The following is a 21221-nucleotide window of genomic DNA, read 5'->3' as shown; positions in this document are numbered from 1 at the left end:
TCGTCCGGGACCGGCGCCTGCGGGGGCGGCGGACTAGCTCACATGGGTCAGTACCCCCACCCCTGGGCGATTTAGCCCTAACGCGGTAAGTCTTTTTCGCCCTTCTCCCTTCACCCTTTGTGACTCCGCGGGCTCGCCGGCCTCGCAAGCCCGCGGCAGCCTCGCCCCGGCGCACGGAGCTCGGCACGAGCCCTGGTCACGGGTCGGCGGAACGATATTTGCACGAAAGGGGCCACATGCCCCGACTCTCTCCGCCGGCCCGGGTGCTCCACGCGTCGCGATGCACGGCTCGCAGCACGGCTCGCCGTGGCCTGCTCGTGCTCCTGGTCTCGCTCGCCTTCTGGGCCGTGCCGGCGGCCGCCCAGACCGTGACCTACCGCTGGCAGCCCTCGGACACGACGGGCACCTTCGGCGGATACACGGTCAGCGCCGGCGCCACGTACAACTCCTGGGGCTGCAGCACGGCCTCGAACCTCGCGCAGCGGCGCGTCAGCGCGATGAACACCGGCGCCTTCCTCTGCAACACCGGCACCTCCATCTCGACCTCCCAGAGCGGCCCGTACGAGGTGCTGCTCGCCATCAGCGACACGGCCTATACCGCCGACACCCTCGTCACCGGCAAGCCCGCGGGGAGCGGAACCCGCTTCGCCTTCAACAAGTCCGTGAGCGCGCTCGCGGCCACGGTGCGCTTCACCCTGGGCTACGCCATGGGCGGCTTCTTCTACCCGTGGGGCTACACCGAGGTGGCGGTCCCGACCGGAGGCGGCGTCCTCACGCCCGACCTGTCGCGGGTCGCGGGCGTGGCACCGGCCGGCACCAACCTCGCCATGCAGGTGGCGCTGGTCACGAACAGCGCCGGCAACTCCATCACGATGTACGTGGGCGACTCGCGCGCGGTCGGCGACGCCTCGGGCACCCTGGTGGTGGACGAGGGCACCTCCGGGACCATCACCGTCGCCGACGTCGCCACCAAGGAGGCGACCAACGGCACCGTGGTCGCGCCCGGCAGCGGCGCCATCCTGCTCGACGGCTTCCTCGTCTCCACCACCTCCAACACCAGCCCGTCCATCTTCGCCGTCACCCTGGCGTTCGACGCCGGCACGGCCGAGGCGGTGAGCCTGGTGGAGGTGACGAACGCGAGCGGCAGCACGGTGTACGGCTCGGTCGCCAACCCGGCCCTCGACACCTTCGACGTCGCCCTCAACCCGGCCATCCTCGCCACCACCACGGCGACCGAGTACCGGGTGCGGGTGACGCCCAAGTCCTCGGCCGCGCTCCCGGCCGTGAAGACCTGGACCGTCCGCGCGGTGGTGTACGGCGTGACGAGCGCGCTCCCGGTCACCCTCACCGACGGGGACAGCGCCCGGATCGTCGTGGACAACCTCCCGCCGTCGCCGCCCAGCGGCCTCTCCGCGCAGGCGGGCACCAACCAGGAGAGCCTGGCCTGGACCAACCCGCTCAACAGCGACCTCAGCCAGGTGGTGGTGGTCCGCGGCGCCTCGGCCACCTTCACCGGCGTGCCGGCCGAGGGGACCACCTACGCCGTGGGCAACGCCCTCGGCAACGGTACGGTGGCCTGCGTGGTGGCGAAGCCCGGGACGAGCTGCACCGACACCCAGGCGAGCGGCACCTGGTACTACCAAGCGTTCGCGGTGGACCTCTACGGCAACTACTCCGGCGCGAGCAACGTCGCGGGCCCGGTCACGCCCGGCCCGACCACCACCCTCGCCGACGGCTCCCCCGCGGCGACCAGCGTCGCTACCCTCTGCCCCGGCGACGGCATGACCTTCGCCGACGCCTTCAGCCTCCAGGCGAGCAGCGGCGCGGCCGACACCGTCACCGGCCTCACCGTGCGGCTCGCCGCCGGCACCTCCCCGCGGGTGGCCGCGGTCACCCTGACCGACGGGAACAACGTGGTCCTGGCCACCGGGACGCGCCCCGCCGCCGGCGACGACTGGACCTTCACCGGCCTCTCGCTCCCGGCGCCGGTGTCGCCGGCCGCCGCGGCGCAGTACCGGATCCAGCTCACGCCCCAGCCGCACACGCTGCTCCCCGAGGTCCCCGGCGCCGCGTACGGGCTCACCGCCCGCGTCGTGGGCGCGACCAAGGCGCTCGCGACCAACCTCCGCGTCTCCGACACCGCCGAGGCGACGCTCACCCTCGACAACGTCTCGCCGTCCCCGGTGACCGGGCTCGCCGCGTCGAGCCCCGGCTCCGGCCAGATGACGGTCACCTGGACCAGCACCGGCGCCTACACGCTGCTCGCGCGCAGCACCGCCCCGATCCACGCGGCGCCGAGCGAGGGCACCGCCAGCTACGCGGCCGGCGCCGCGCTCTCCGCCAAGGTCGCCGTGGCCTGCTCCGGGAGCATCGCCAGCTGCGCCGACAGCGGCCTCGTGAACGGGACCACCTACTACTACCGGGCGTTCACCCGGGACTCCTGCAACAACTGGTCGGTGGGCGCCGACGTCTACGGCGGCCCCTCGGTGACGCTGCCCAGCGCCACGCTCGCGACCGTCACGCAGCCCACGGGGACGATCACCCGCGGCGGCGCGCCGGTCATCGCCGGCTACGCCAAGCTCACCGCCGGGGCGAGCGCCGTGACGCTCTCCGGGATCTCCATCGCCAACGCGGCCTCGACCTCCCCCGCGGCCGCCGACACCGACATCGCGAGCGTGGTGATCGCGAACGACTCCACCGGGGCGATCCTGGGCGTGGCCACCTGGAACGCCAGCGCCGCCCGCTACGTGCTCTCCGGGCTCTCCACCACCCTCACCGCCGGCAGCTCCCTCACGCTGCGCGTGACGGTGGCCGCGGCGCGCGCCGCCACCGTCGGCAAGCAGTTCCAGCTCCAGATCGCGGTCCCGGACGTCTCGCTCGCGGCCCCCGCCGCGGCCACCGGGTCCACCGTGACCGGCAACGCCTTCGCCGTCGTCGCCGGCGCCGTCCCCGAGGGGAGCACCGCCGGCTACTCGCTCCTGCCGCAGGTGTCGATCGTGAACCCGGCCGACAACAAGGTGCTGAGCGGCTCCTTCCGCCTGCAGGTGCACGTCTGGAGCCCGACCGCCAACGGCGTGACCGACCTGCTCTCCTACGCGTACTCGACCAACGGCGCCGCCCCGGACTGCACCGGCACCACGAAGGCGCTCACCCTGAGCGGCAACTACCAGCTCGGCGGGCGCGCCGGCATCTTCGAGACGCAGGTCTCCTCGCTGTCGCAGGGGAGCTACATCCTGCGCGCCTGCGCCCGGACCAGCGCCGGCGTGGTGCAGTCGCGGCCGGTCAACGTGGTCGTCAAGGGGGGCCGCGCCGGCGACGGCAGCCTCCTCGTCCGCGACAACTCGGACCAGATCTGCACCGACTGCCACAGCCTGCGCTCCCACTCCTCCGAGACCACGAGCCGCAAGTACGGCTCCTTCGCCATCGGCTGCCGGGACTGCCACACGCCGCACGGCAGCAAGAACACGTTCCTCCTGCGGGAGCAGATCACCCCGCCGGCCGTGAACGGCGTCCAGGCCCCGCGCACGGTGCAGTTCCGCAAGACGACCGGCGACTCGGGCGTGGACAGCGGGAGCCCCGCGAACGCCTCGTTCATCAACTCCGACGGGACCGGTCCCTGCCAGACCTGCCACACCCGCACCTCGAACCCGTGGGACGCGTCGGTGCCGCGCTGGCGCAACAGCGGCAACTCCGACACCCACTACTCCCAGAAGTCCGGGACGACCCCCTGCCTCAACTGCCACAAGCACAAGAACGGCTTCAGCCCCGAGAGCCGCGGCGGCGACTCCTGCGATCAGTGCCACCAGAAGATCTGGGAGCGCATGAACGGCACGGTGGCGAAGGTCTCGCGCCACCCCATCGGCAACGTGCCCGGCACGAACGCCTCGGCCACCGACAACAACGTCTCCTGGGCCACCGGGCCGCTCAAGACCGTCAACGACCCGTCGGCGCGCTCCTGCCTCAACATGTGCCACCCCGACAAGCGGCACAACGAGCCAGGCGGCTGGACGCACTCCTTCGGCGTCTACGGCGACCCGACCACCGGCGCGAGCCGGGCGGTGACGCGCGGCAGCGACGGCGAGATCGCCGCCGGAAACGTGTCGGACACCGACTTCGACGCGAGCCAGCCCGGCGGCGGCCTGTGCGCGAGCTGCCACCAGCTGCCCATCAACTCGGGCGGCTACACCATCTCCAAGAGCACCTACGCCGGGACCGCGCACGACTTCGACGACGACGTGGTCTGGGGCACCTGGGGCTACACCCTGCGCGACGGCTCCCGGTTCCGGCGCAACTGCACCAAGTGCCACTCCGACCGGGCCGACCGCCAGCCGTCCGACGACACCTACCCCTTCGGCGCGGTCCACTACTCCGACTACCCGAAGCTGCTCTCCGGCTCGCTCAAGCCGGGCGCCGACGGCCAGGCCGTCTTCCTCTGCTTCAACTGCCACGGCAACGGCGTCATCGGCGTGAACCGCTCGAACGACCTCGCCTCCCCCGCGAACAAGTTCTACGCGCACCCCATCGGCAGCGACACCCAGCACCAGCTCGGCGACGCCGAGTACAACGCCGCGGCCTGGGGCAACCAGCTCGGCAACGGGCCGGGCACCCGCCACGCGAGCTGCCTCGACTGCCACGTGACCCACCTCGCCAAGCGCGGCGGCCACTCCTACATCACCGGGACGGTCTCCGTGGCGGCGAGCGGCACGGCCGTCACCGGCGTGGACACCCGCTGGACCTCCTTCTACAACGGCGCCCGCATCAAGTTCGGCTCCAACACGCTCGACACCAGCCGCACGGCCGTCTGGTACACCATCGCGAGCGTCAGCGGCCCGACCACGCTCACGCTGACCGGCGCCGGCCCCGCCACCGCGCAGACCAACGTCGCCTACCGCATCGAGCAGATGAGCAACAAGGCCGGCCCGTCCATCGACGGCGCCTGGGGCGTGGTCCCGGACTTCACCAACGTCGCCGCCGGCGCCAAGCCGACCGCGACCGACATGGCCAAGAAGAAGCTGGTCTACAACTCGGACCTCGAGGCGTACCTCTGCTTCAAGTGCCACTCCAACTACTGGTGGGGCAGCGCCACGCCGCCGGTGTCGGCCTCCGGCTTCAGCTACTACGTCGGCACGGCCACCTTCACCCAGAACTCCACCGCGGTGACCGGCCAGGGGACGACCTGGCGCACCACGGTCACGCCCAACCGCTACGTCGGGGCGCTCATCAAGAACTCCGCCGACGGCACCTATTACAGGATCGCGAGCGTGGCGAGCGCCACCTCGCTCACGCTCGCCACGCCCTACCTCGGCGCGACGGCCTCCGCGGCGGCCTACTCGATCCAGATGACCCACACGGATCAGCTGCAGGAGTTCAACACCAAGAACGCCGGGTACCACCCGGTGCTGGCCTCCCGCACCACCCAGACCGGCTACGGCTCGCCCAACAGCATCGGCGACCCGAAGACCGCCGGGAAGTACTGGCCGGTGACGCAGAACATCCTCCCCCCCTGGAACATGTCGAGCGTGATGACCTGCAGCGACTGCCACGAGGCCGACTCGCCCAACGACGCGGGCGGCCCGCACGGCTCCTCCTACAAGTTCATGCTCAAGGGGCCGAACCGGACCTGGGACGAGAACGTGAAGAACACCAGCTCAGGCATGCCCGCTGGCACCTTCTGCGCCAACTGCCACGACGCCAGCTTCCCGACGAGCGGCACCTTCGAGAGCCGCTTCCCCAAGCACCGCGTGGGCGACCACGCCGGCAACATCAAGTGCTTCGACTGCCACACCGCCATCCCGCACGGCTCCTCGAGCATCGGCATGCTCAACAACGGCAACGGCACCGGGTTCAGCGACAACGTCTACCCCTACGACCAGTCGGTGAGCAGCAAGCGCCTCTTCATCCGCTCCGTGCCCACGAACGGCTACTTCGACAACGAGCAGTACTGCGGCTGCAGCAACTCCTCGACCCACGGCTAGACGCCCGGCCGGGTCGCCGGGGTAGAGTGCCGCATGGCAGTTCTCCGTCACGTCCTCGGCTGGCTGCGCTCCCCGCGGCTGGCGCTGGGCCTCATCGCGTTCCTGGCGGCCTGGTGCGGGGTGGGCGCGTGGGCGAGCTTCGCCCGGGGGTCGGCACCGGCGCCGGGCTGGGCGGCCGCGACCGGGCTCGATCGGCCCTTCTCGTCCTGGCCGTTCCTCGCCGGGAACGCCCTCCTGTTCGCGAGCACCGCCGCCTGCGCCCTCCCGCGCTGGCGCCGGTGCCTGGCCGCGAGCCGGGGGGCCCTGCCGCCCGGCGCGGCGCCCTTCCCCGCCCGCCCGGGCCAGGACCTGGAGTCCTTCCTGCGCGCCCGCGGCTTCGCGCGGCGGGGCGACGCGCTCGTCCGCTGGCGCGCCGGGTTCTGGGGCGGCTGGATCCTGCACCTCGGCCTGCTCGGCCTCCTCGCGTCGGTGGCCGTCCAGCAGCTCTTCCACGACGAGGGGCTCTTCCGGCTGGCCAGCGGCGAGGCCGTGAGCCTCGACCAGCCCGGGGTGGTGTTCGGCCGCGAGCGCGGCCCGCTGGCGCCGGAGTCGCCCCCCGCGGTGGAGGCCACGCTGGCGGCCTTCGACCCCTTCCAGCGGCAGGCGGGCTACGTCATCGATCGCCGCAGCCGGCTCGGGCTCCGCTCGCGCGCCGGACGGCTCACGGCGACGCTCGACCGCGCCGCCGGCGTGACGTTCGAGGGGATCGACTTCTTCCAGGCCATCCCCACCGGGCTCGCGCTCCGGCTCGAGTGGCCCGACGGCCGCTACACGGTCCTCGACCTGCTGGAGGCCGGGGAGCACCGGTCCGTGGTGGGGGTGGACGACCCGATGCTCGGGCGCGGCACCTTCGTCGCCGAGTCCGAGCGCGACGTCCACGACCAGGCGGGGACCGGCCGGCTCTCGGTGCGGTTCGAGACGGCCGAGGGGGCGCGCCTGGTGTCGGACGCGGCGCCGTTCGGCCCCACCGGCGCCCGCCTGGCCCGGGTCGATCGCTGGGGAGAGTACAAGTACAGCCGGGACCCGGGCCTGCCCGGCGTCCTCGCGTCGTTCCTGCTCCTGCTGGCCGGCTCGGCGCTGCTCGCCGTCCCGGCCGGCGTGGCCCGGCTCGGCGGCGAGGGCGAACCGTGGGCCGGTCTGGTATTCGTGCAGCGGGGGGGAGAGGCGCTGCGCTCCGACTGGGAGGGCGCCGCGTCCGTGGAAGGAGACGGAGAGGAATGACGCGAACCATCGCCCGCCTGGGCCTCCTGGCGTGCCTCGCCTGCTCGCCCGCCCGCCGCGAGGGCGAGGAGGCGGTGCGCCACTACAACGAGGTGGTCGTCGCGGCCTACGGCCAGAACGATCCCTCGCACCTGCGGGAGGTGGCGGTCGCCAAGGAGGCGCGGAAGATCGCCGCCCTCGTGGACCTGAAGAAGGAGAGCCAGGTGGTCCTCGAGTCGAAGCTGCTCCGCCTCGAGGTGAAGGACGTGAAGCGGCCCGGGAACGACCGGATGACCGTCGCCACCGAGGAGCGCTGGCGGTACCACGATCGGCCCATCGCGCCGGGCGCGCTGCCCGGGCCGGAGTTCCTCGCCGACATGAAGGTGGAGTACGAGCTGCTCCAGGAGGAGGGGCGCTGGAAGGTCCGCAGCGTGACCGTGCCCTGGAACCAGTACTACGACCCGGACACCGAGAAGCCCATCCCGCGCCCCGACTTCGAGCCCAAGAGAGGCTCGGGGCTGGCCCACCAGGCCCCCGCGCGAACGGCTCCGCCGGCCGCGCCCTGAGCCGGGCCGGCGCGCTCCGGGGCCCCGGCTCGCGGCGGCCGGCAGCAGGGAGTGAGCGGTGGTGGTGGGAGGTGGTCTGGGTGAATTACCCCATAAGCGGGAACTCACCCGGCCGCTCTCCGGGTGCGCGTCGCGTCAGCCGAACTAACTCGCCAATTATCAGCCACTTAGGCTACTGACACGCGTTCCGCGCCACTCCCGGTTGATGGCCGATCATTTGCATATGGCATCCACCGTGAGCCCCCGTGCCCCTGTTCGCGCTTTCCTGATCCTGGCCGTCTTCGCGGTTGCGTTCCCCGGCCGAGCCGCGGCGCTGCAGAAGCGCAACACCGGCCCGACGATCGACGGGGTGCAGGTGGCGGCGAACCCGGTCCCCGCCAACGGCTCGGTCAACGTCCAGTGCTCGGCCCACGAGGTGGACGGCGGCAACGTCCGCCAGTTCAAGTTCACGGTGTCGGGCGGGACGCTGCCCGGCGGCGGGACCGTCGCCACCGTGGACGTCACCCCCGCGACCTCCGCCTCCGCGACGATCGTCTGGTCCACCCCGGCCCCCGGCAGCTACACCATCACCTGCGACGCCATCGACGACGACGTCGGCCTGTACGGCGGCAACGCCTGGGCCCTCGTCCCGATGACCGTGACGGTCACGACGGTCGTCACCGCGCCGCCTCCCGTGGTGGACGAGGTCTCCGGCCCCGCCGGCGAGGTGCTGCCGGGCACCAAGGTCACGCTCGCCATCCAGGCCCACGACCCGAGCGGCGGCTCGCTCTCCTACGCGTGGACCTCGACCGGCGGCACCCTGCTGGCGAGCGGCGCCACCGCGACCTGGACCGCGCCCACGGCGCCCGGCGGCTACGGCGTCACCGTCACCGTGACGAACGCCGCCGGCGTCACCGTCTCGAGCACCTTCTCGCTGCCGGTGGTGCTCGCGATCTACGAGGGTCACCTCGAGTCCACCTTCGGCGCCCCCCAGCGCGTCGCGGTGGCGCCCAGCGGCGACCTCTACGTCGTGGACGGCATGACGAAGCAGCTCTTCGCGGTCACGCGCGACGGGCGCCTCATGGGCAACTACGCCCTGCCCGGACGTCCGGTCGCCGTGGCCTACGCGAACGACCAGCTGATGGTCTCCACCGACGACTCCAAGCTGCTGGCCATCGACCCGGCGAGCGGCCGCGTCATCCGGACCCAGCTGCTGAGCGGGATCGCCGTGGCCCTCGCCTACGACCCCGCCAGCGCCCTGCTCTGGGCCGCCGAGCGGAGCATGAACCGCGTCCGCGCCTTCCGCGCCAACGGGACGGTCGCGCTCGCGCTGACGCAGGCCGGGGCGAATCCGCTCCTGAGCCCGGTGGCGCTCGCCGTGGACGGTCCCCGCGGCGTCCTCTGGGTGGCGCAGTCCTCGAACGAGCTCGGCCCGGTGGCGCACGCCTTCTCGCTCTCGGGCACCTACCTCCTGAGCACGGTCGGCTTCGGCAGCGGCCCGGGGCAGGTCACGCGGGTCGGCGGCATCGCCACCGACGCCAACGGGCTCCTGTACCTGGCCGACATCTTCCAGGGCAAGGTGCAGGTGGTGAGCTCGAACGGCGCGTTCGTCGCCACCCTGGGGCAGTTCGGGACGCAGGCCGGGCAGCTGCAGCAGCCCTCCGACGTGGCCCTCCTGCCGAACCAGGACGTCGTCGTCCTGAACCAGGGCGCCGGCACGCTCGAGCGGTACGGCGCCGCCCACCCCCTCCCGGCCTGCCCGGGCGACTCCGACTGCGACGGCATGCCCGACTGGTGGGAGCTCAAGAACGGGCTCAACCCGAACTGGGCGGGCGACGCGCTCATGGACCTCGACGGCGACGGGCTCACCAACCTGGCGGAGTACAAGCTCGGGACCAACCCGCGGCTCGCCGACGGTCCGTACGCCCCGCAGAGCACCCCCGCCGACACCAGGCCGGCGCTCATCGTGCCGCCGGCGAAGGTGAGCGACCCCGGCCTGGTGCGCTTCGCCGCCTCCGTCCGCTCGGGCTCGGCGAGCTGCAAGGTGAGCTGGAAGCAGCGGCTCGGACCGGCCGTGACGCTGCGCGGCGCCGACACCCTCTCGCCCTCGTTCGTGGGGCGCGCCACCGCCCGCTACCAGTTCCAGGGCGTCGCCACCTGCGGGACCGCGACGAGCGCCCCGGCGGTGCTGGAGGCCAGCATTCGCAACGTGCCGCCCCGCGCGGACGCCGGCCGCGTGGCCGTGCTCCGGGCCGGGAGCCGCGCCACCCTCGACGGCCGGCTCTCCAGCGACGCCAACGGCGACGCGCTCGGCTTCGCCTGGGATCAGTCCTCCGGCGCCCCGCTGATGGGCGCGGCCGCCGGCGCCACCCTCTCGGTGAAGCTCGCGCAGCCCGGCTTCTTCGCCTTCCAGCTCGCGGCCACCGATCCGGCCGGCGCGCGCGCCACCGCCGAGGCGCCGCTCCTCGTCCTCGGCGCCGCCGGCGAGAGCCCCACCGCCTCGGTGGTGAGCCCGGTGACCGCCGCCGTCGGCGCGCCGGTCACGCTCGACGCCTCGGCCAGCTTCGTCCCCGGCGCCGTGACCTACCAGTGGGTCCAGGTGGCGGGCACGCCGGTCGTGCTCTCCGGGGCCGACGGTCCGTCGCCGACCTTCACCCCGACGCTGTCCGGCGCCTACGCCTTCCAGCTGACCCTGGTCGCCGGCCCGCTCCGCTCGCCGCCGGCCCGGGTGGACGTCTACGCCGGTCCGGGCGGAGCGCTGGCCCAGGCCGCCATCGCGCCGGTCACGGGCACCGCCACCGCGGGCGAGCCCGTGACGCTCGACGGCGCGTCGAGCACCGGCGCCGCCGGGAACGGCCTCACCTACGCCTGGCGGCAGGTCTCCGGCCCGGCCGCCGGGCTCACCGACGCCGACCGCGCGGTCGCCACGGTGGTGCCCTTCTCTCCCGGCGCGTACGTCTTCGAGCTGACCGTCTCCGAGGGCGGCGTGCCCGGGCTGCCGGCCCGCGTGGCCCTGCGGGCGACCAGCGCGGCCGCCGGGCAGGGGCTCCCGGTCGCGGCGGCCGCGGGGCCGGCGCCGGCGCTCGCCGGCACCTCGCTCTCGCTCGACGGCACGGGGAGCTACGACCCCGACCGCCACTTCCTGCGCTACCGCTGGACGCAGACCAGCGGCCCGTGGGTCCTCCTCGACGACCCGACGTCGGCCACCCCCTCCTTCCGCCCCCTCCGGCCCGGCCGCTACGGGTTCGAGCTCGAGGTGGACGACGGGCGCCTCCGGAGCGCGCCCGCGGCCGTGACCGTCACCGTCCTCGCCACTCAAGGGAGTGCGCCATGACGCGCCGCCCGCTGCTCGCCGGAACCGCCACCCTCCTCCTCGCCGCGACCGCCGTCGCGCTCGACGCGCCCCACGACGCCTCGACGCAGACCACCTGCACGAGCTGTCACATCGCGCACAGCGCCCAGGGCGGCGCGCTGACCTCGCAGTACGGCAACTCCAACCTCTGCTTCAGCTGCCACAGCCAGACGGGCGTGGGCACCTGGCGCAACTTCCCCTGGACGGCCCAGAACGAGGCGGTCCCCGGCGCGGGCGGCCACTCGCACCGCTGGGACTCCCCGGCGACCAACCCGCTCCACGGCGCCAAGCCGCCGAACAACGCCGCGCTCGCCGCGGCGCTCGATCAGGGCGGGGTCGTCACCTGCTCCACCTGTCACGACCAGCACGACGGCTCGACCACCAACGCCCTCGGCGCGACGCAGCACGTCTTCTCGCCCGACGCGAAGCTCCAGGCGGGCTCCCTCCTGACCCGGACCGCCGGGACCGGCACCGGGACCCTCACGCTCACCTCGGTGGTGGCGGCGACCGCCGCGCGCAGCGGCGCGCGCCCCCGCGCCTACATCATCCGGATCTCCGCGGGCGGCGCCACCGGCACGGCCACCTACGTCGCCTCCTACGACAACGGCGTCTCCTGGACCGCCGCGGCCAGCACGGCGAGCCCGGTGACGCTCGACAGCGACGCCACCGGCCCGACCGTCACGGTCACGTTCGCCGGGTCCTTCGTCGCCGGCGACCAGTGGAAGATGTTCACCGTCTCTAATTCCTTCCTGCGCACCTCGAACCTCAACAGCGCGCTCTGCGAGGACTGCCACCGGGACCGCGTGCAGACCGCCGCGTGCGTCCAGGGCAGCTCCGGCGCCACCACCGGCGGCGGCGACTCCTGCGACACCTCGTCGGGCATCACCTACAGCCACCCCACCGGCCCCGGGGTCACCCTGGCGCAGAGCTACGACCGCGCCACCGGCGGCGTGCCGCAGCCGCTCGACGTGAACGGCGCGGTCCAGGGGAGTGGCGGCGCCGACCCGCTCGCCACCAACAAGCTGATGTTCGACTCGAGCAACCAGGTCCGCTGCACCACCTGCCACGGCGTGCACAACGCCGACTCGAACTCGCTCACCGAGGACCCGCGCTAGCGGGGCCGATCAGCCCCGTCCCGCCCGCGGCGAGCGCCGCGCGGCACGGCCCTCGCTCCATCCCGAGCGGCGCGCGCGCCCCTCCCCGGTTAGGATCCCGCCATGGTCGACGTGGAGATCTACACGAAGAAGGTCTGTCCCTACTGCACCTCGGCGAAGCGGCTGCTCGACAAGAAGGGCGTCCGCTACGCGGAGGTGGACGTCGAGGACGACGACGCGAAGCGGCTCTGGCTGGTCGAGGTGACCGGCCAGCGGACGGTGCCCCAGATCTTCGCCGCCGGGAAGCCCCTCGGCGGCTTCAGCGACATCGACGCCCTCGACAAGGCGGGCCGCCTCGACCCCATCCTGCGGGGTGAGGCGAGCCCGCCGGTCCTGCCCGGCTCGAAGCCGGCCTAGAACGACAGCGAGGCGCCGGCCCGGCCCTCGACCACCCAGACGAAGGTGCCGTCCACGCTGCGGGGCAGCGCCCCGGCCTCGAGGAAGAGCCCGACGACCGGGAGCTTCAGCTCGACCCCGGCCGCCGCGCCGTACGCGACGCGCGTCGGGCCGGCGCTGCCGGTGAGGTTGGTGACCGCCAGGATCGCCTTGCCGTAGACCGGCACGAGCGGCGGCGCGATCTTGAGCATCGGGCGCAGCTCGAGGTCGAAGCTGGGCGCCTGGTAGCTCGAGCGCTGCACGTCGCTGAGGTTGGCGACGAGCCCGAGCTGCGCCTGGACCACGTCGCCGAGGATCCCCAGGCCCGGCGTGAGCATCAGGTTGGTGGGCGTGACCTCCGAGCCCGGAGACACCTTCCAGCCCTTCCCCACCGAGGCCTCGAGCGTGACGCTGGCGCGGGCGGCGGCGGGGACGGCGGAGAGCGAGAGTGCGGCGGCGGCGAGGACGGCGCGGGGGGCGAGGCGCATGGTGTCGGCTCCTGGTGTGGTGCGGCGGGCGAGTGTACGTCAGCCCGCCCGGTCGGTCACCGGCGCCGTTGTCCCACCGCCGGGGTCACCCCAGCTTTGGCTCCAGCCAGGAGGAGCCACATGGATCCGAAGGAGACGCCCCGCCGCCAGCCGCCGCCGCAGCCCGAGGAGCCGAAGGGCAAGGTCGTCGCGCCCGACATCGAGGAGCGCGAGGAGGAGGGCTGGTCGCAGCCGGAGTCGAGCGCGCAGAAGGAGCCGGAGCGCGGCCCGGGATAGCCCCGCGCCTCAGCGCCGCTCGACGGGAGCCGCGGGTCTTCCGGCGGCCCACGCCCGCATGCCTGCGAGCCCGACCGCCAGCGCCAGCGCGAGCGGGATGGGCGCGCCGAAGCGATCGCTCGAGCGGCCCGTCGCCAGGAGCTCGCGGCACCAGGGCGCCACCACGAACCAGAGCGAGAGGCTGGCGCCGGCCCAGATCCCGAGCCGGAGCGCCCAGCGACGGAGCGCCCCGCCCACCCCGGCAGGCGCCGGCCAGGTGACCACGGGCGCCAGGACCAGCGCCACGAGCGACATGTAGCGGAGCCACGTCACGGCCGCGCCGTCACTCCTCCTCGGCGCCGGCGGGGACGGGCGGCAGGTTCTCGAGCCGGACGCGGTCGCCGGTGCGGACGCCGTGCGCCTCGCACCAGCCGCCGTTCACCTCGATGACGTAGCGGCTCGGCCCGCCGCTCATCGGCGCGAGCGAGTGGGGCTCGGCCTCCTCGACGACGCCGGTGATCTCGCCCATCTCGTCGATGAAGACGAGGTCGAGCGGGATGTAGGTGTTCTTCATCCAGAAGGAGTGCTGGTCCTCGCTCTCGAAGACGAAGAGCATCCCGGCGTTCGCGTCGAGCCGCTCGCGGAACATGAGGCCGCGGTTCCGCTCCTCGAGCGTCCGCGCCACCTCCAGGTCCACCCGGCTGCTCCGGCCCGAGGGGCCCTCGAAGACGGCGAACGGCCGGGGCGCGGCGACGCCCGCCTCGCTCTTGGCGTAGGTCACGGCCTGCCGGTGGCAGCCTCCGAGGGCGAGCAGGACCGCCGCGGCCGCGAGCAGGCGCTGCAGCAGGGCGGGCCAGGAGGGGCGGAGGAGGGAGGTGTGACTCATGCGGTCCGGGTGACGCCTTTCCAGCCTGTTCCCCCCGGAACGGGTCTCGTCCTCACGAGCAATCCTCGGGCCAGCGCCGAGGTTCACGTCCGGCGAATTCTCTCCCAGAGCGCGATCGGAAGCAACGTCCCGGCCCTCCGGGGCTCCAAACGTTCGACGAGCAACGGCCTTTCCAGGTTCCCGCCGGATGGCGCCGGCCGCCCGCTTCGCCTCACGCGGCCTCGAAGGCGGCGCCGACCATGGCCCGGGCCTCGTCGAGGATCCGGGTCAGGTGCGACTCGTCCCGGAAGCTCTCTGCATAGATCTTGTAGACCTCCTCGGTGCCGCTCGGCCGGGCGGCGAACCAGCCGCTCTCGGCCACCACCTTGAGGCCGCCGATCTCGGCCCCGTTGCCCGGCGCCCGGGTGAGCTTCGCCAGGATGGGCTCGCCGGCCAGCGTCGAGGCCCGCACCGCGCCGGGCGTCAGCTGCTTGAGGATCGCCTTCTGGCGAGCGGTGGCGGGGGCGTCCACCCGCGTGTAGCGGGGCGCGCCCAGCCGCGCGGAGAGCTCGCCGTAGCGCTCACCCGGGTCCTTCCCGGTGCGCGCCAGGATCTCGGCCGCGAGCAGGTCCATGATGATGCCGTCCTTGTCCGTGGACCAGGCGGTGCCGTCGCGCCGGAGGAACGAGGCCCCGGCGCTCTCCTCCCCGCCGAAGCCGAGCGAGCCGTCGAGCAGCCCCGGGACGAACCACTTGAACCCGACCGGCACCTCGAGCACCCGGCGCCCGAGCTCCGCCGCCACCCGATCGATGAGGCCCGACGAGACGAGCGTCTTGCCGACCGCCGCCGCCGCGCCCCAGCCCGGCCGGTGCTGGAAGAGGTACGCGATGGCGACGGCCAGGTAGTGGTTCGGGTTGAGCAGGCCCGCGCCCGGCGTGACGATGCCGTGCCGGTCGGAGTCGGCGTCGTTGCCGAAGGCGAGGCGGAACCGGTCCTTCATCCCGACCAGGCTGGCCATCGCCCAGGGGGACGAGCAGTCCATGCGGATCTTGCCGTCGTGGTCGAGCGGCATGAAGCCGAAGGTCGGGTCGAGCCGCGGGTTCACCACCTCGACGTCGAGCCCCCAGGTCTCGGCGATGGGGCCCCAGTAGCCGAGGTTCGAGCCGCCGAGCGGGTCGGCCCCGAGCTTCAGCCCGGCGCCCCGGATCGCCTCGAGGTCGAGCACCGCCCCGAGGTCGGCGACGTAGCCGCGCACGAAGTCGTGCGGGCGCACGTGGGCGGCCCGGCGCGCCTGCGCCGGCGTCACCCGCCGCACCTCGCGGTTGCCCCCGGCGAGCAGCGCGTTGGCGCGGCGCTCGATCCAGCCGGTGATGGCGGTGTCGGCGGGCCCGCCGTCGGGCGGGTTGTACTTGATGCCGCCGTCCTCCGGCGGGTTGTGGCTCGGCGTGATCACGATGCCGTCGGCGCGGCCGGCGTCGCGCCCGCGGTTCCAGCCGAGGATGGCGTGGGAGACGACCGGCGTCGGGGTCGCCTCGCCGCCCGCGGCGTACCGGACCTCCACGCCGTTGGCCGCCAGCACCTCGAGGGCGCTCTCCTCGGCGGGGATCGAGAGGGCGTGGGTGTCCCGCCCGAGGAAGAGCGGCCCGTCGATGCCCTGGGCCGCGCGGTGCTCGCAGGTGGCCTGGACGATCGCGAGCACGTGATCCTCGTTGAAGCTCCGCCGCAGCGAGGAGCCGCGGTGGCCGGAGGTCCCGAAGCTCACCTGCTGGGCGGGGTCGCCGGGGTCCGGGTGCTCCGCGTAGGCGGCGAGCAGGCGCGGGACGTCCACCAGGAGCTCACGGGGCGCCGGCTTGCCGGCGAGCGGGTGCAGGGCCATGAGCGAAATGTGCCACGGAACTCGCGGGCACGCCCGGGCGGTCTTCGTCCCGGCATGGGGTCTGGCGGGACCCCCGGGTCGCGCGATCCCGGACGCGGGGTGCGAGGAACGCCTACGCGCACACGGGTTTTCGCGGGCGCGGACGTTGCATTGTTCAGCAGCGCACCCTCGCTGCCCCCCCGGGAGAGCCCCTTCCGATGAAGCCCCAGCTCCGCCACAAGATCCTCTTCGCCGGGGTGGCCCCGGCCGCCGCCCTCGCCCTCGCCTTCCTGGCCGTCCTCGGCGTGCAGCGAGCGCTGGTGGCCGGGCGGATCGAGCGGGAGGTGACCGGGCTCGCGAGCTCGAGCCTCGCGCGGACCGCGAACGACCTGCGGCTCCTCTGCGAGTCCTCCCAGGCGGAGATCGCGATCCGCGTCCGGAACAGCCTGGCGGTGGCGCGCGAGCTCTCCGCCCGGGCCGGCGGGCTCGCGCCGGGGGCCGAGCAGGTGAGCTGGCGCGCGGTGAACCAGTCGGACAAGTCCACGGTCGAGGTGACGCTCCCGAAGCTCTCGCTCGGCGGCGCCTGGCTCGGCCAGAACCGCGACCCGGCCCGCCCCACCCTGCTCGTGGACGAGGTCCAGCGCCTCGTCGGCAGCCGGGCCACCGTGTTCCAGCGCATGAACGAGCGGGGCGACATGCTGCGCGTGGCGACGAGCGTCCTCGCCAAGGACGGCTCGCGCGCCATCGGCACCTTCATCCCGGCGACCGAGCCGGACGGCAAGCCGAACCCGGTGATCGCGAAGGTGCTCGCGGGCCAGACGTTCGAGGGGCGCGCCTTCGTGGTGGACGCCTGGTACGTCACGGCCTACGAGCCGCTGCGCGACGCCGCGGGGCGGATCACCGGGATGCTCTTCGTCGGCGTGCGCCAGGACGGGCTCGAGTCGATCCGCGGCGCCGTGGCCCGCGCGCGCATCGGCCGCTCGGGCTCGGTCCAGGTGTTCGGCGCCAAGGGCAAGGACCGCGGCCGCGTGCTCATCTCGCCCGAGCCGGGCGCCGAGGGGCAGGAGCTCTGGGACGCGAAGGACGCGAACGGACGCGCCTGGGTGCAGGAGCTCGTCGGCGCGGCGCTCTCCGGCGACGGGGGCGAGGCCGGGGGGCGCCTGGAGCGCTTCCGCGCGAAGGACGCGGCCGGCGTGGAGCGGGAGCGGATCGCCGCGGCCACCTACTTCGCCCCCTGGGACTGGGTCCTCGTGGCCGGCATGGACGTCGACGAGGCCACCTCGGCGGCGCAGGCCGCCGGCAGCGCGCTCACCGTGGCCGCCCTCTGGGTGCTCGGGCTGGCCGCGCTCCTGCTCGCCGCCGTCTGGTTCTTCGCGAGCGCCGCCGCCCGCCGGCTCTCGCGCCCGGTGGAGGAGATGGCCGCCGCCGCGGCGCGCATCGCGGTGGGCGACGTGGAGCAGGAGGTCACCTACCGGTCCGACGACGAGGTCGGGCGGCTCGCCGACTCCTTCCGCTCCACAGTGGGCTACGTGCGCGAGGCGGCCCGGGCCGCCGAGGCCATCGGGGCCGGCGACCTCGGGGCGACGCTCACGCCGAGGTCCGAGCACGATCGGCTCACCCGCAGCCTCGCCGGCGCGCAGTCCGCGCTGCGGGCCATGGTGGGCGAGACGGGCGCGCTGACGGTGGCCGCGGTGGAGGGCCGGCTGGCGGCCCGCGCCGACGCCAGCGTCTGCGCCGGCGCCTACGCGCAGGTGCTCCAGGGCATGAACCGGACCCTCGACGCGCTCGTCGCCCCGCTCCGCAGCGCCGCCGCGGTGGTGGACCGGATCGCCCGCGGCGACCTCCCCGCCGCCATCACCGAGGACTGGCCGGGCGAGTACCGCAACCTCCGCGACGACCTCAACGCGGCGACCGCCTCGGTCCGGGCCCTCGTGAGCGACGCGGAGGCCCTGGCCCAGGCGGCGGTGGAGGGCCGGCTCGAGGTGCGCGCCGACCCCGCCGGCCACCAGGGCGAGTACCGGAAGGTGGTCGAGGGCGTGAACGCCACCCTCGACGCGGTGACGGGGCCCCTCGCCGCCGCGGCCGCCGCGGTGGACGCCATCTCGCGCGGCGAGATCCCGGCCCCGATCACCGCGGAGTACGCCGGCCGCTTCAACGAGCTGCGCGACGACCTCAACCGCTGCATCGGGGCGGTGAACCGGCTCGTCGAGGACGCCGGCGCGCTCGCCCGGGCGGCGGTGGCCGGCAAGCTGGGGACGCGCGCCGACGCCACCCGCCACGGCGGCGACTTCCGCCGCATCGTCGAGGGCGTCAACGCCACGCTCGACGCGGTGATCGGCCCCGTCGAGGTCGCCGCCCGGTACGTCGAGCGGATCTCGCGGGGCGAGCTCCCGCCGCCCATCGCCGAGGAGCTGCCGGGCGACTTCGGCGTCCTCAAGGAGAACCTGCACCGCTCCGGCGAGGCGCTCGCCGTCCTCCTCGAGGAGGTGAACGCCGTCATCGCCGCCGCGAGCCGCGGCGACCTGGCCCGGCGCGCCGCGGCCGAGCGGAGCCAGGGCGCCTACCGGGCCGTGCTCGAGGGCGTGAACCGGACCGTGGAGGCGCTGGTGGCCCCGGTCAACGAGGCCACCGGGGTGCTCGACCGGCTGGCCCGCCGCGACCTCACCGCGCGCGTCGGCGGCGAGTACCAGGGCGACCACGCGCGCCTCAAGGAGTCCCTGAACCTCACCGCCGAGGCGCTGCGCGACGCCCTCGCGCACGTCGCGTCGTCGGTGAACCAGGTGGCCTCCGCCGCCGAGCAGATCGCCGGGTCGAGCCAGTCGGTCGCAAGCGGCGCCACCCTCCAGGCGGCGACGCTCGAGCGCGCCACCGAGTCGGTGGAGGCGGTGGCCGGCAAGGCCCGCCAGAGCACCGCCTCGGCGCTCGAGGCGGCCCGGCTCGCGGAGGACGTGCGCCGCGAGGCGGGCGGGGGCAACGAGGCGGTGGAGCGGATGACCGGGGCCATGGCCCAGATCCGCGCCGCCGCCGAGAGCACCTCGCAGATCATCAAGGACATCAACGAGATCGCCTTCCAGACCAACCTCCTCGCCCTCAACGCCGCGGTGGAGGCGGCCCGGGCCGGCGAGGCGGGGCGCAGCTTCGCGGTCGTCGCCGAGGAGGTCCGCTCGCTCGCGCTCCGGAGCAAGGAGGCGGCGCAGCGGACCGAGGCGCTCATCGTGGAGTCGGTGAAGCAGGCCGCCGAGGGCGAGAGCACCGCCGCCGAGGTGAGCAGCCGGCTCGCCGGGATCGTGGGATCCGTCGGGCGCGTGGGCGAGGTGGTGGCGGGCATCTCGGCGGCGGCGCAGGCGCAGGTGCAGGCGCTCGACGAGGTGAACCGCGCGGTCGCGGAGGTGGAGAAGGTCACCATGCAGAACGCCGCCAGCGCCGAGGAGTCCTCCTCGGCGGCCGGGGAGCTCTCGGGGCAGGCCGCCGAGCTGGCCGGCATGGTGGCGGAGTTCCGGCTCGAGGGCGGCGCGGAGGCGAAGCGCCGGCGGGCGCCGCGGGCGCTCGAGGCCCGCGCTACGCCGCGATAGGCGGGACGCGCCCGGCCCAGGGGCGCGCCTCCTCGAGCTGGGCGGCCACCCGGAGCAGCGTCGCCTCGTCCCCGAACCGGGCGGCGAGCTGCACGCCGATGGGCAGGCCGGCGCCGCTCCAGTGGAGCGGGATCGAGGCGGCCGGCTGGCCGGTCTGGTTGAAGAGCATGGTGTTGCCGGTCGCCTCGAAGGACTTGGCCGAGATGCTCTCGAGCAGCAGCTCCACGAACGGGCGCGAGGGCAGCCGGCGCATGGCCGCGAGGCCGAGCCGCTCGATGGGCCTGAGCTGGAAGGCCCCGGTCCGCGCCGGCGGGTGGGCGAGCGTCGGCGTGAGCAGGAGATCGTGCACGGCGAAGAAGCCGGCGAGCTCGCGCGCGGCCCGCTGGGTCTCGGTCCGGGCCCAGGCCACCGCGTCGGCCCGGAGCACGCGGCCGGCGACGGCGAGGGCCCAGGTCTCGGGCTCGAGCCGCGACGGGTCGAGCCGCTGGCCGGCGCGCACCGCCAGCTCCTCCAGGTCGGCCCGGATGCTCGCCGAGAGCGCCACCAGGTAGGCGCGGACCAGGGCGTCGCGCGCGAACGGCGGGTGGGCCTCCTCGACGTCGTGCCCGAGCGAGGCGAGCAGCCCCGCCGCCGCCTCCACCGCCGCCCGGCACTCCGGCGACGTCGAGTGGCCGAAGAGCGACCGCGTGGTGAACGCGATCCGGAGCCGGCCGGGCGGCGCGCCCGCCTCCTCGCGGAAGGGGCGGGCCGGGGGCGGCGCGGCGTAGGGATCGCCGGGCATCGGCCCCGCGACCGCGTCGAGCAGCGCGGCGGCGTCGCGCACGCTCCGCGTAACCGCCAGCTCCTGCACGAACCCGAAGAGCACGTCGCCGAAGAACGGCGCGAAGGAGACCCGCCCGCGGGTGGGCTTGAGGCCGAAGAGCCCGCAGCACGAGGCCGGGATGCGGATGGAGCCGCCGCCGTCGTTGGCGTGGGCCATGGGGACCATCCGCGCCGCCACCGCCGCCGCCGAGCCGCCCGACGAGCCGCCGGGGGTGAAGTCCGGATCCCAGGGGTTGCGGCAGGTGCCGCGCAGGCGCGACTCGGTGAAGGCGTGGATGGCGAGCTCCGGCGTGTTGGTCTGGCCGAAGAGCACCAGCCCCGCCCGCCGGAAGCGGCGCACGATCTCGCTGTCCTCCGGCGCGACCGCCTTCTCGAAGAGGCGGGACGAGGCGGTCTGGGGCCAGCCCTTCTTGAACCCGAGGAAGTCCTTCAGCAGGAACGGCACCCCGCGGAACGGCCCGCCGGGCAGCGGCCCCCGCGCCACCGCGCGCGCCTCCTCGTCGTGCCGCCCCACCACCGCGTTCAGCGCCGGGTTCCGCGCCTCCACGCGCGCGATGGCGGCCTCGAGGAGCTCGGCCGGGGTGACCTCCCGGCGCGCCACGAGCTCGGCGAGGGCGGTGGCGTCGAGCCGGTCGTACTCCGGCAGGAACAGCCGGCGGGCGCCCTCCGAGGGCGCGCTCCGGTCGATGTCGAGGACCATGGCACGAGTCTAGGGCGCGCCGGG

Annotated in this window: 13 protein-coding genes; 8 read left to right on the top strand and 5 right to left on the bottom strand. The window is 74.3% G+C overall.

Annotated elements, in window-relative coordinates:
- The first annotated feature begins 236 nt into the window (after positions 1-236).
- The 6 genes from AMPC_RS02470 (at position 237) to grxC (ending at position 12622) form a co-directional block, all read left to right on the top strand.
- Positions 237-5975, top strand: coding sequence for a NapC/NirT family cytochrome c (locus AMPC_RS02470; RefSeq protein ID WP_248344051.1), 5739 nt, complete (start codon positions 237-239; stop codon positions 5973-5975).
- A 33-nt stretch (positions 5976-6008) separates the two neighbouring features.
- Entirely contained in the window at positions 6009-7235 is a 1227-nt protein-coding gene (locus tag AMPC_RS02465) for a cytochrome c biogenesis protein ResB (protein ID WP_248344049.1), read from the top strand.
- A complete protein-coding gene (locus tag AMPC_RS02460; RefSeq protein ID WP_248344047.1) occupies positions 7232-7780 on the top strand; it encodes a hypothetical protein in 549 nt (182 codons plus the stop codon). The genes AMPC_RS02465 and AMPC_RS02460 overlap by 4 nt, the downstream gene beginning before the upstream one ends.
- Before the next feature lie 235 nt (positions 7781-8015).
- Complete coding sequence (locus AMPC_RS02455; RefSeq protein ID WP_248344046.1) at positions 8016-11093, top strand: PKD domain-containing protein; 3078 nt, start codon at positions 8016-8018, stop codon at positions 11091-11093.
- On the top strand, positions 11090-12226 hold the full coding sequence (locus AMPC_RS02450) for a cytochrome c3 family protein (RefSeq protein WP_248344045.1): 1137 nt from the start codon (positions 11090-11092) through the stop codon (positions 12224-12226). Before AMPC_RS02455 ends, AMPC_RS02450 begins: the two co-directional genes overlap by 4 nt.
- A gap of 102 nt (positions 12227-12328) precedes the next feature.
- Complete coding sequence (grxC, locus tag AMPC_RS02445) at positions 12329-12622, top strand: glutaredoxin 3 (RefSeq protein ID WP_248344044.1); 294 nt, start codon at positions 12329-12331, stop codon at positions 12620-12622.
- On the opposite strand, the gene AMPC_RS02440 is transcribed toward grxC, so the two are convergent.
- A complete protein-coding gene (locus tag AMPC_RS02440) occupies positions 12619-13128 on the bottom strand; it encodes a hypothetical protein (RefSeq protein ID WP_248344043.1) in 510 nt (169 codons plus the stop codon). The two genes, grxC and AMPC_RS02440, sit on opposite strands and share 4 nt — an antisense overlap.
- Before the next feature lie 120 nt (positions 13129-13248).
- On the opposite strand from AMPC_RS02440, the gene AMPC_RS02435 reads away from it, so the two are divergent.
- Complete coding sequence (locus AMPC_RS02435) at positions 13249-13404, top strand: hypothetical protein (protein ID WP_248344042.1); 156 nt, start codon at positions 13249-13251, stop codon at positions 13402-13404.
- 9 nt (positions 13405-13413) lie between these two features.
- Here AMPC_RS02435 and AMPC_RS02430 read toward each other — a convergent pair whose 3' ends face one another.
- The 3 genes from AMPC_RS02430 to pgm all read right to left on the bottom strand — a co-directional run bounded on the left by AMPC_RS02430 (position 13414) and on the right by pgm (position 16124).
- Entirely contained in the window at positions 13414-13716 is a 303-nt protein-coding gene (locus AMPC_RS02430; RefSeq protein ID WP_248344041.1) for a hypothetical protein, read from the bottom strand.
- A 10-nt stretch (positions 13717-13726) separates the two neighbouring features.
- On the bottom strand, positions 13727-14269 hold the full coding sequence (locus AMPC_RS02425) for a DUF192 domain-containing protein (RefSeq protein WP_248344039.1): 543 nt from the start codon (positions 14267-14269) through the stop codon (positions 13727-13729).
- 211 nt (positions 14270-14480) lie between these two features.
- Positions 14481-16124 carry a phosphoglucomutase (alpha-D-glucose-1,6-bisphosphate-dependent) gene (gene pgm, locus AMPC_RS02420; protein WP_248344037.1) on the bottom strand — a complete coding sequence of 548 codons (1644 nt, stop codon included), beginning with the start codon at positions 16122-16124 and terminating at the stop codon, positions 14481-14483.
- A gap of 197 nt (positions 16125-16321) precedes the next feature.
- Here pgm and AMPC_RS02415 point away from each other — a divergent pair, with 197 nt between their 5' ends.
- Positions 16322-19675: a Cache 3/Cache 2 fusion domain-containing protein gene (locus tag AMPC_RS02415; RefSeq protein WP_248344035.1), complete on the top strand. Its 3354-nt coding sequence runs from the start codon at positions 16322-16324 to the stop codon at positions 19673-19675.
- Here AMPC_RS02415 and AMPC_RS02410 read toward each other — a convergent pair.
- Complete coding sequence (locus AMPC_RS02410) at positions 19662-21197, bottom strand: amidase (protein ID WP_248344025.1); 1536 nt, start codon at positions 21195-21197, stop codon at positions 19662-19664. The two genes, AMPC_RS02415 and AMPC_RS02410, sit on opposite strands and share 14 nt — an antisense overlap.
- Positions 21198-21221: the final 24 nt, after the last annotated feature.

This window comes from Anaeromyxobacter paludicola, assembly GCF_023169965.1.
GTDB classification, from domain to species: domain Bacteria; phylum Myxococcota; class Myxococcia; order Myxococcales; family Anaeromyxobacteraceae; genus Anaeromyxobacter_B; species Anaeromyxobacter_B paludicola.
The sequence above is the reverse complement of the archived record's forward strand: the minus strand, read 5'-3'. Positions and strand labels throughout refer to the sequence as shown.

Bases quoted from the DNA above. Each gene is read 5' to 3' on its own strand.
- AMPC_RS02470 (WP_248344051.1), top strand. From the start codon at position 237: ATGCCCCGACTCTCTCCGCCGGCCCGGGTGCTCCACGCGTCGCGATGC.
- AMPC_RS02465 (WP_248344049.1), top strand. From the start codon at position 6,009: ATGGCAGTTCTCCGTCACGTCCTCGGCTGGCTGCGCTCCCCGCGGCTG.
- AMPC_RS02460 (WP_248344047.1), top strand. From the start codon at position 7,232: ATGACGCGAACCATCGCCCGCCTGGGCCTCCTGGCGTGCCTCGCCTGC.
- AMPC_RS02450 (WP_248344045.1), top strand. From the start codon at position 11,090: ATGACGCGCCGCCCGCTGCTCGCCGGAACCGCCACCCTCCTCCTCGCC.
- grxC (WP_248344044.1), top strand. From the start codon at position 12,329: ATGGTCGACGTGGAGATCTACACGAAGAAGGTCTGTCCCTACTGCACC.
- AMPC_RS02440 (WP_248344043.1), bottom strand. From the start codon at position 13,128: ATGCGCCTCGCCCCCCGCGCCGTCCTCGCCGCCGCCGCACTCTCGCTC.
- AMPC_RS02435 (WP_248344042.1), top strand. From the start codon at position 13,249: ATGGATCCGAAGGAGACGCCCCGCCGCCAGCCGCCGCCGCAGCCCGAG.
- AMPC_RS02425 (WP_248344039.1), bottom strand. From the start codon at position 14,269: ATGAGTCACACCTCCCTCCTCCGCCCCTCCTGGCCCGCCCTGCTGCAG.
- pgm (WP_248344037.1), bottom strand. From the start codon at position 16,124: ATGGCCCTGCACCCGCTCGCCGGCAAGCCGGCGCCCCGTGAGCTCCTG.
- AMPC_RS02415 (WP_248344035.1), top strand. From the start codon at position 16,322: ATGAAGCCCCAGCTCCGCCACAAGATCCTCTTCGCCGGGGTGGCCCCG.
- AMPC_RS02410 (WP_248344025.1), bottom strand. From the start codon at position 21,197: ATGGTCCTCGACATCGACCGGAGCGCGCCCTCGGAGGGCGCCCGCCGG.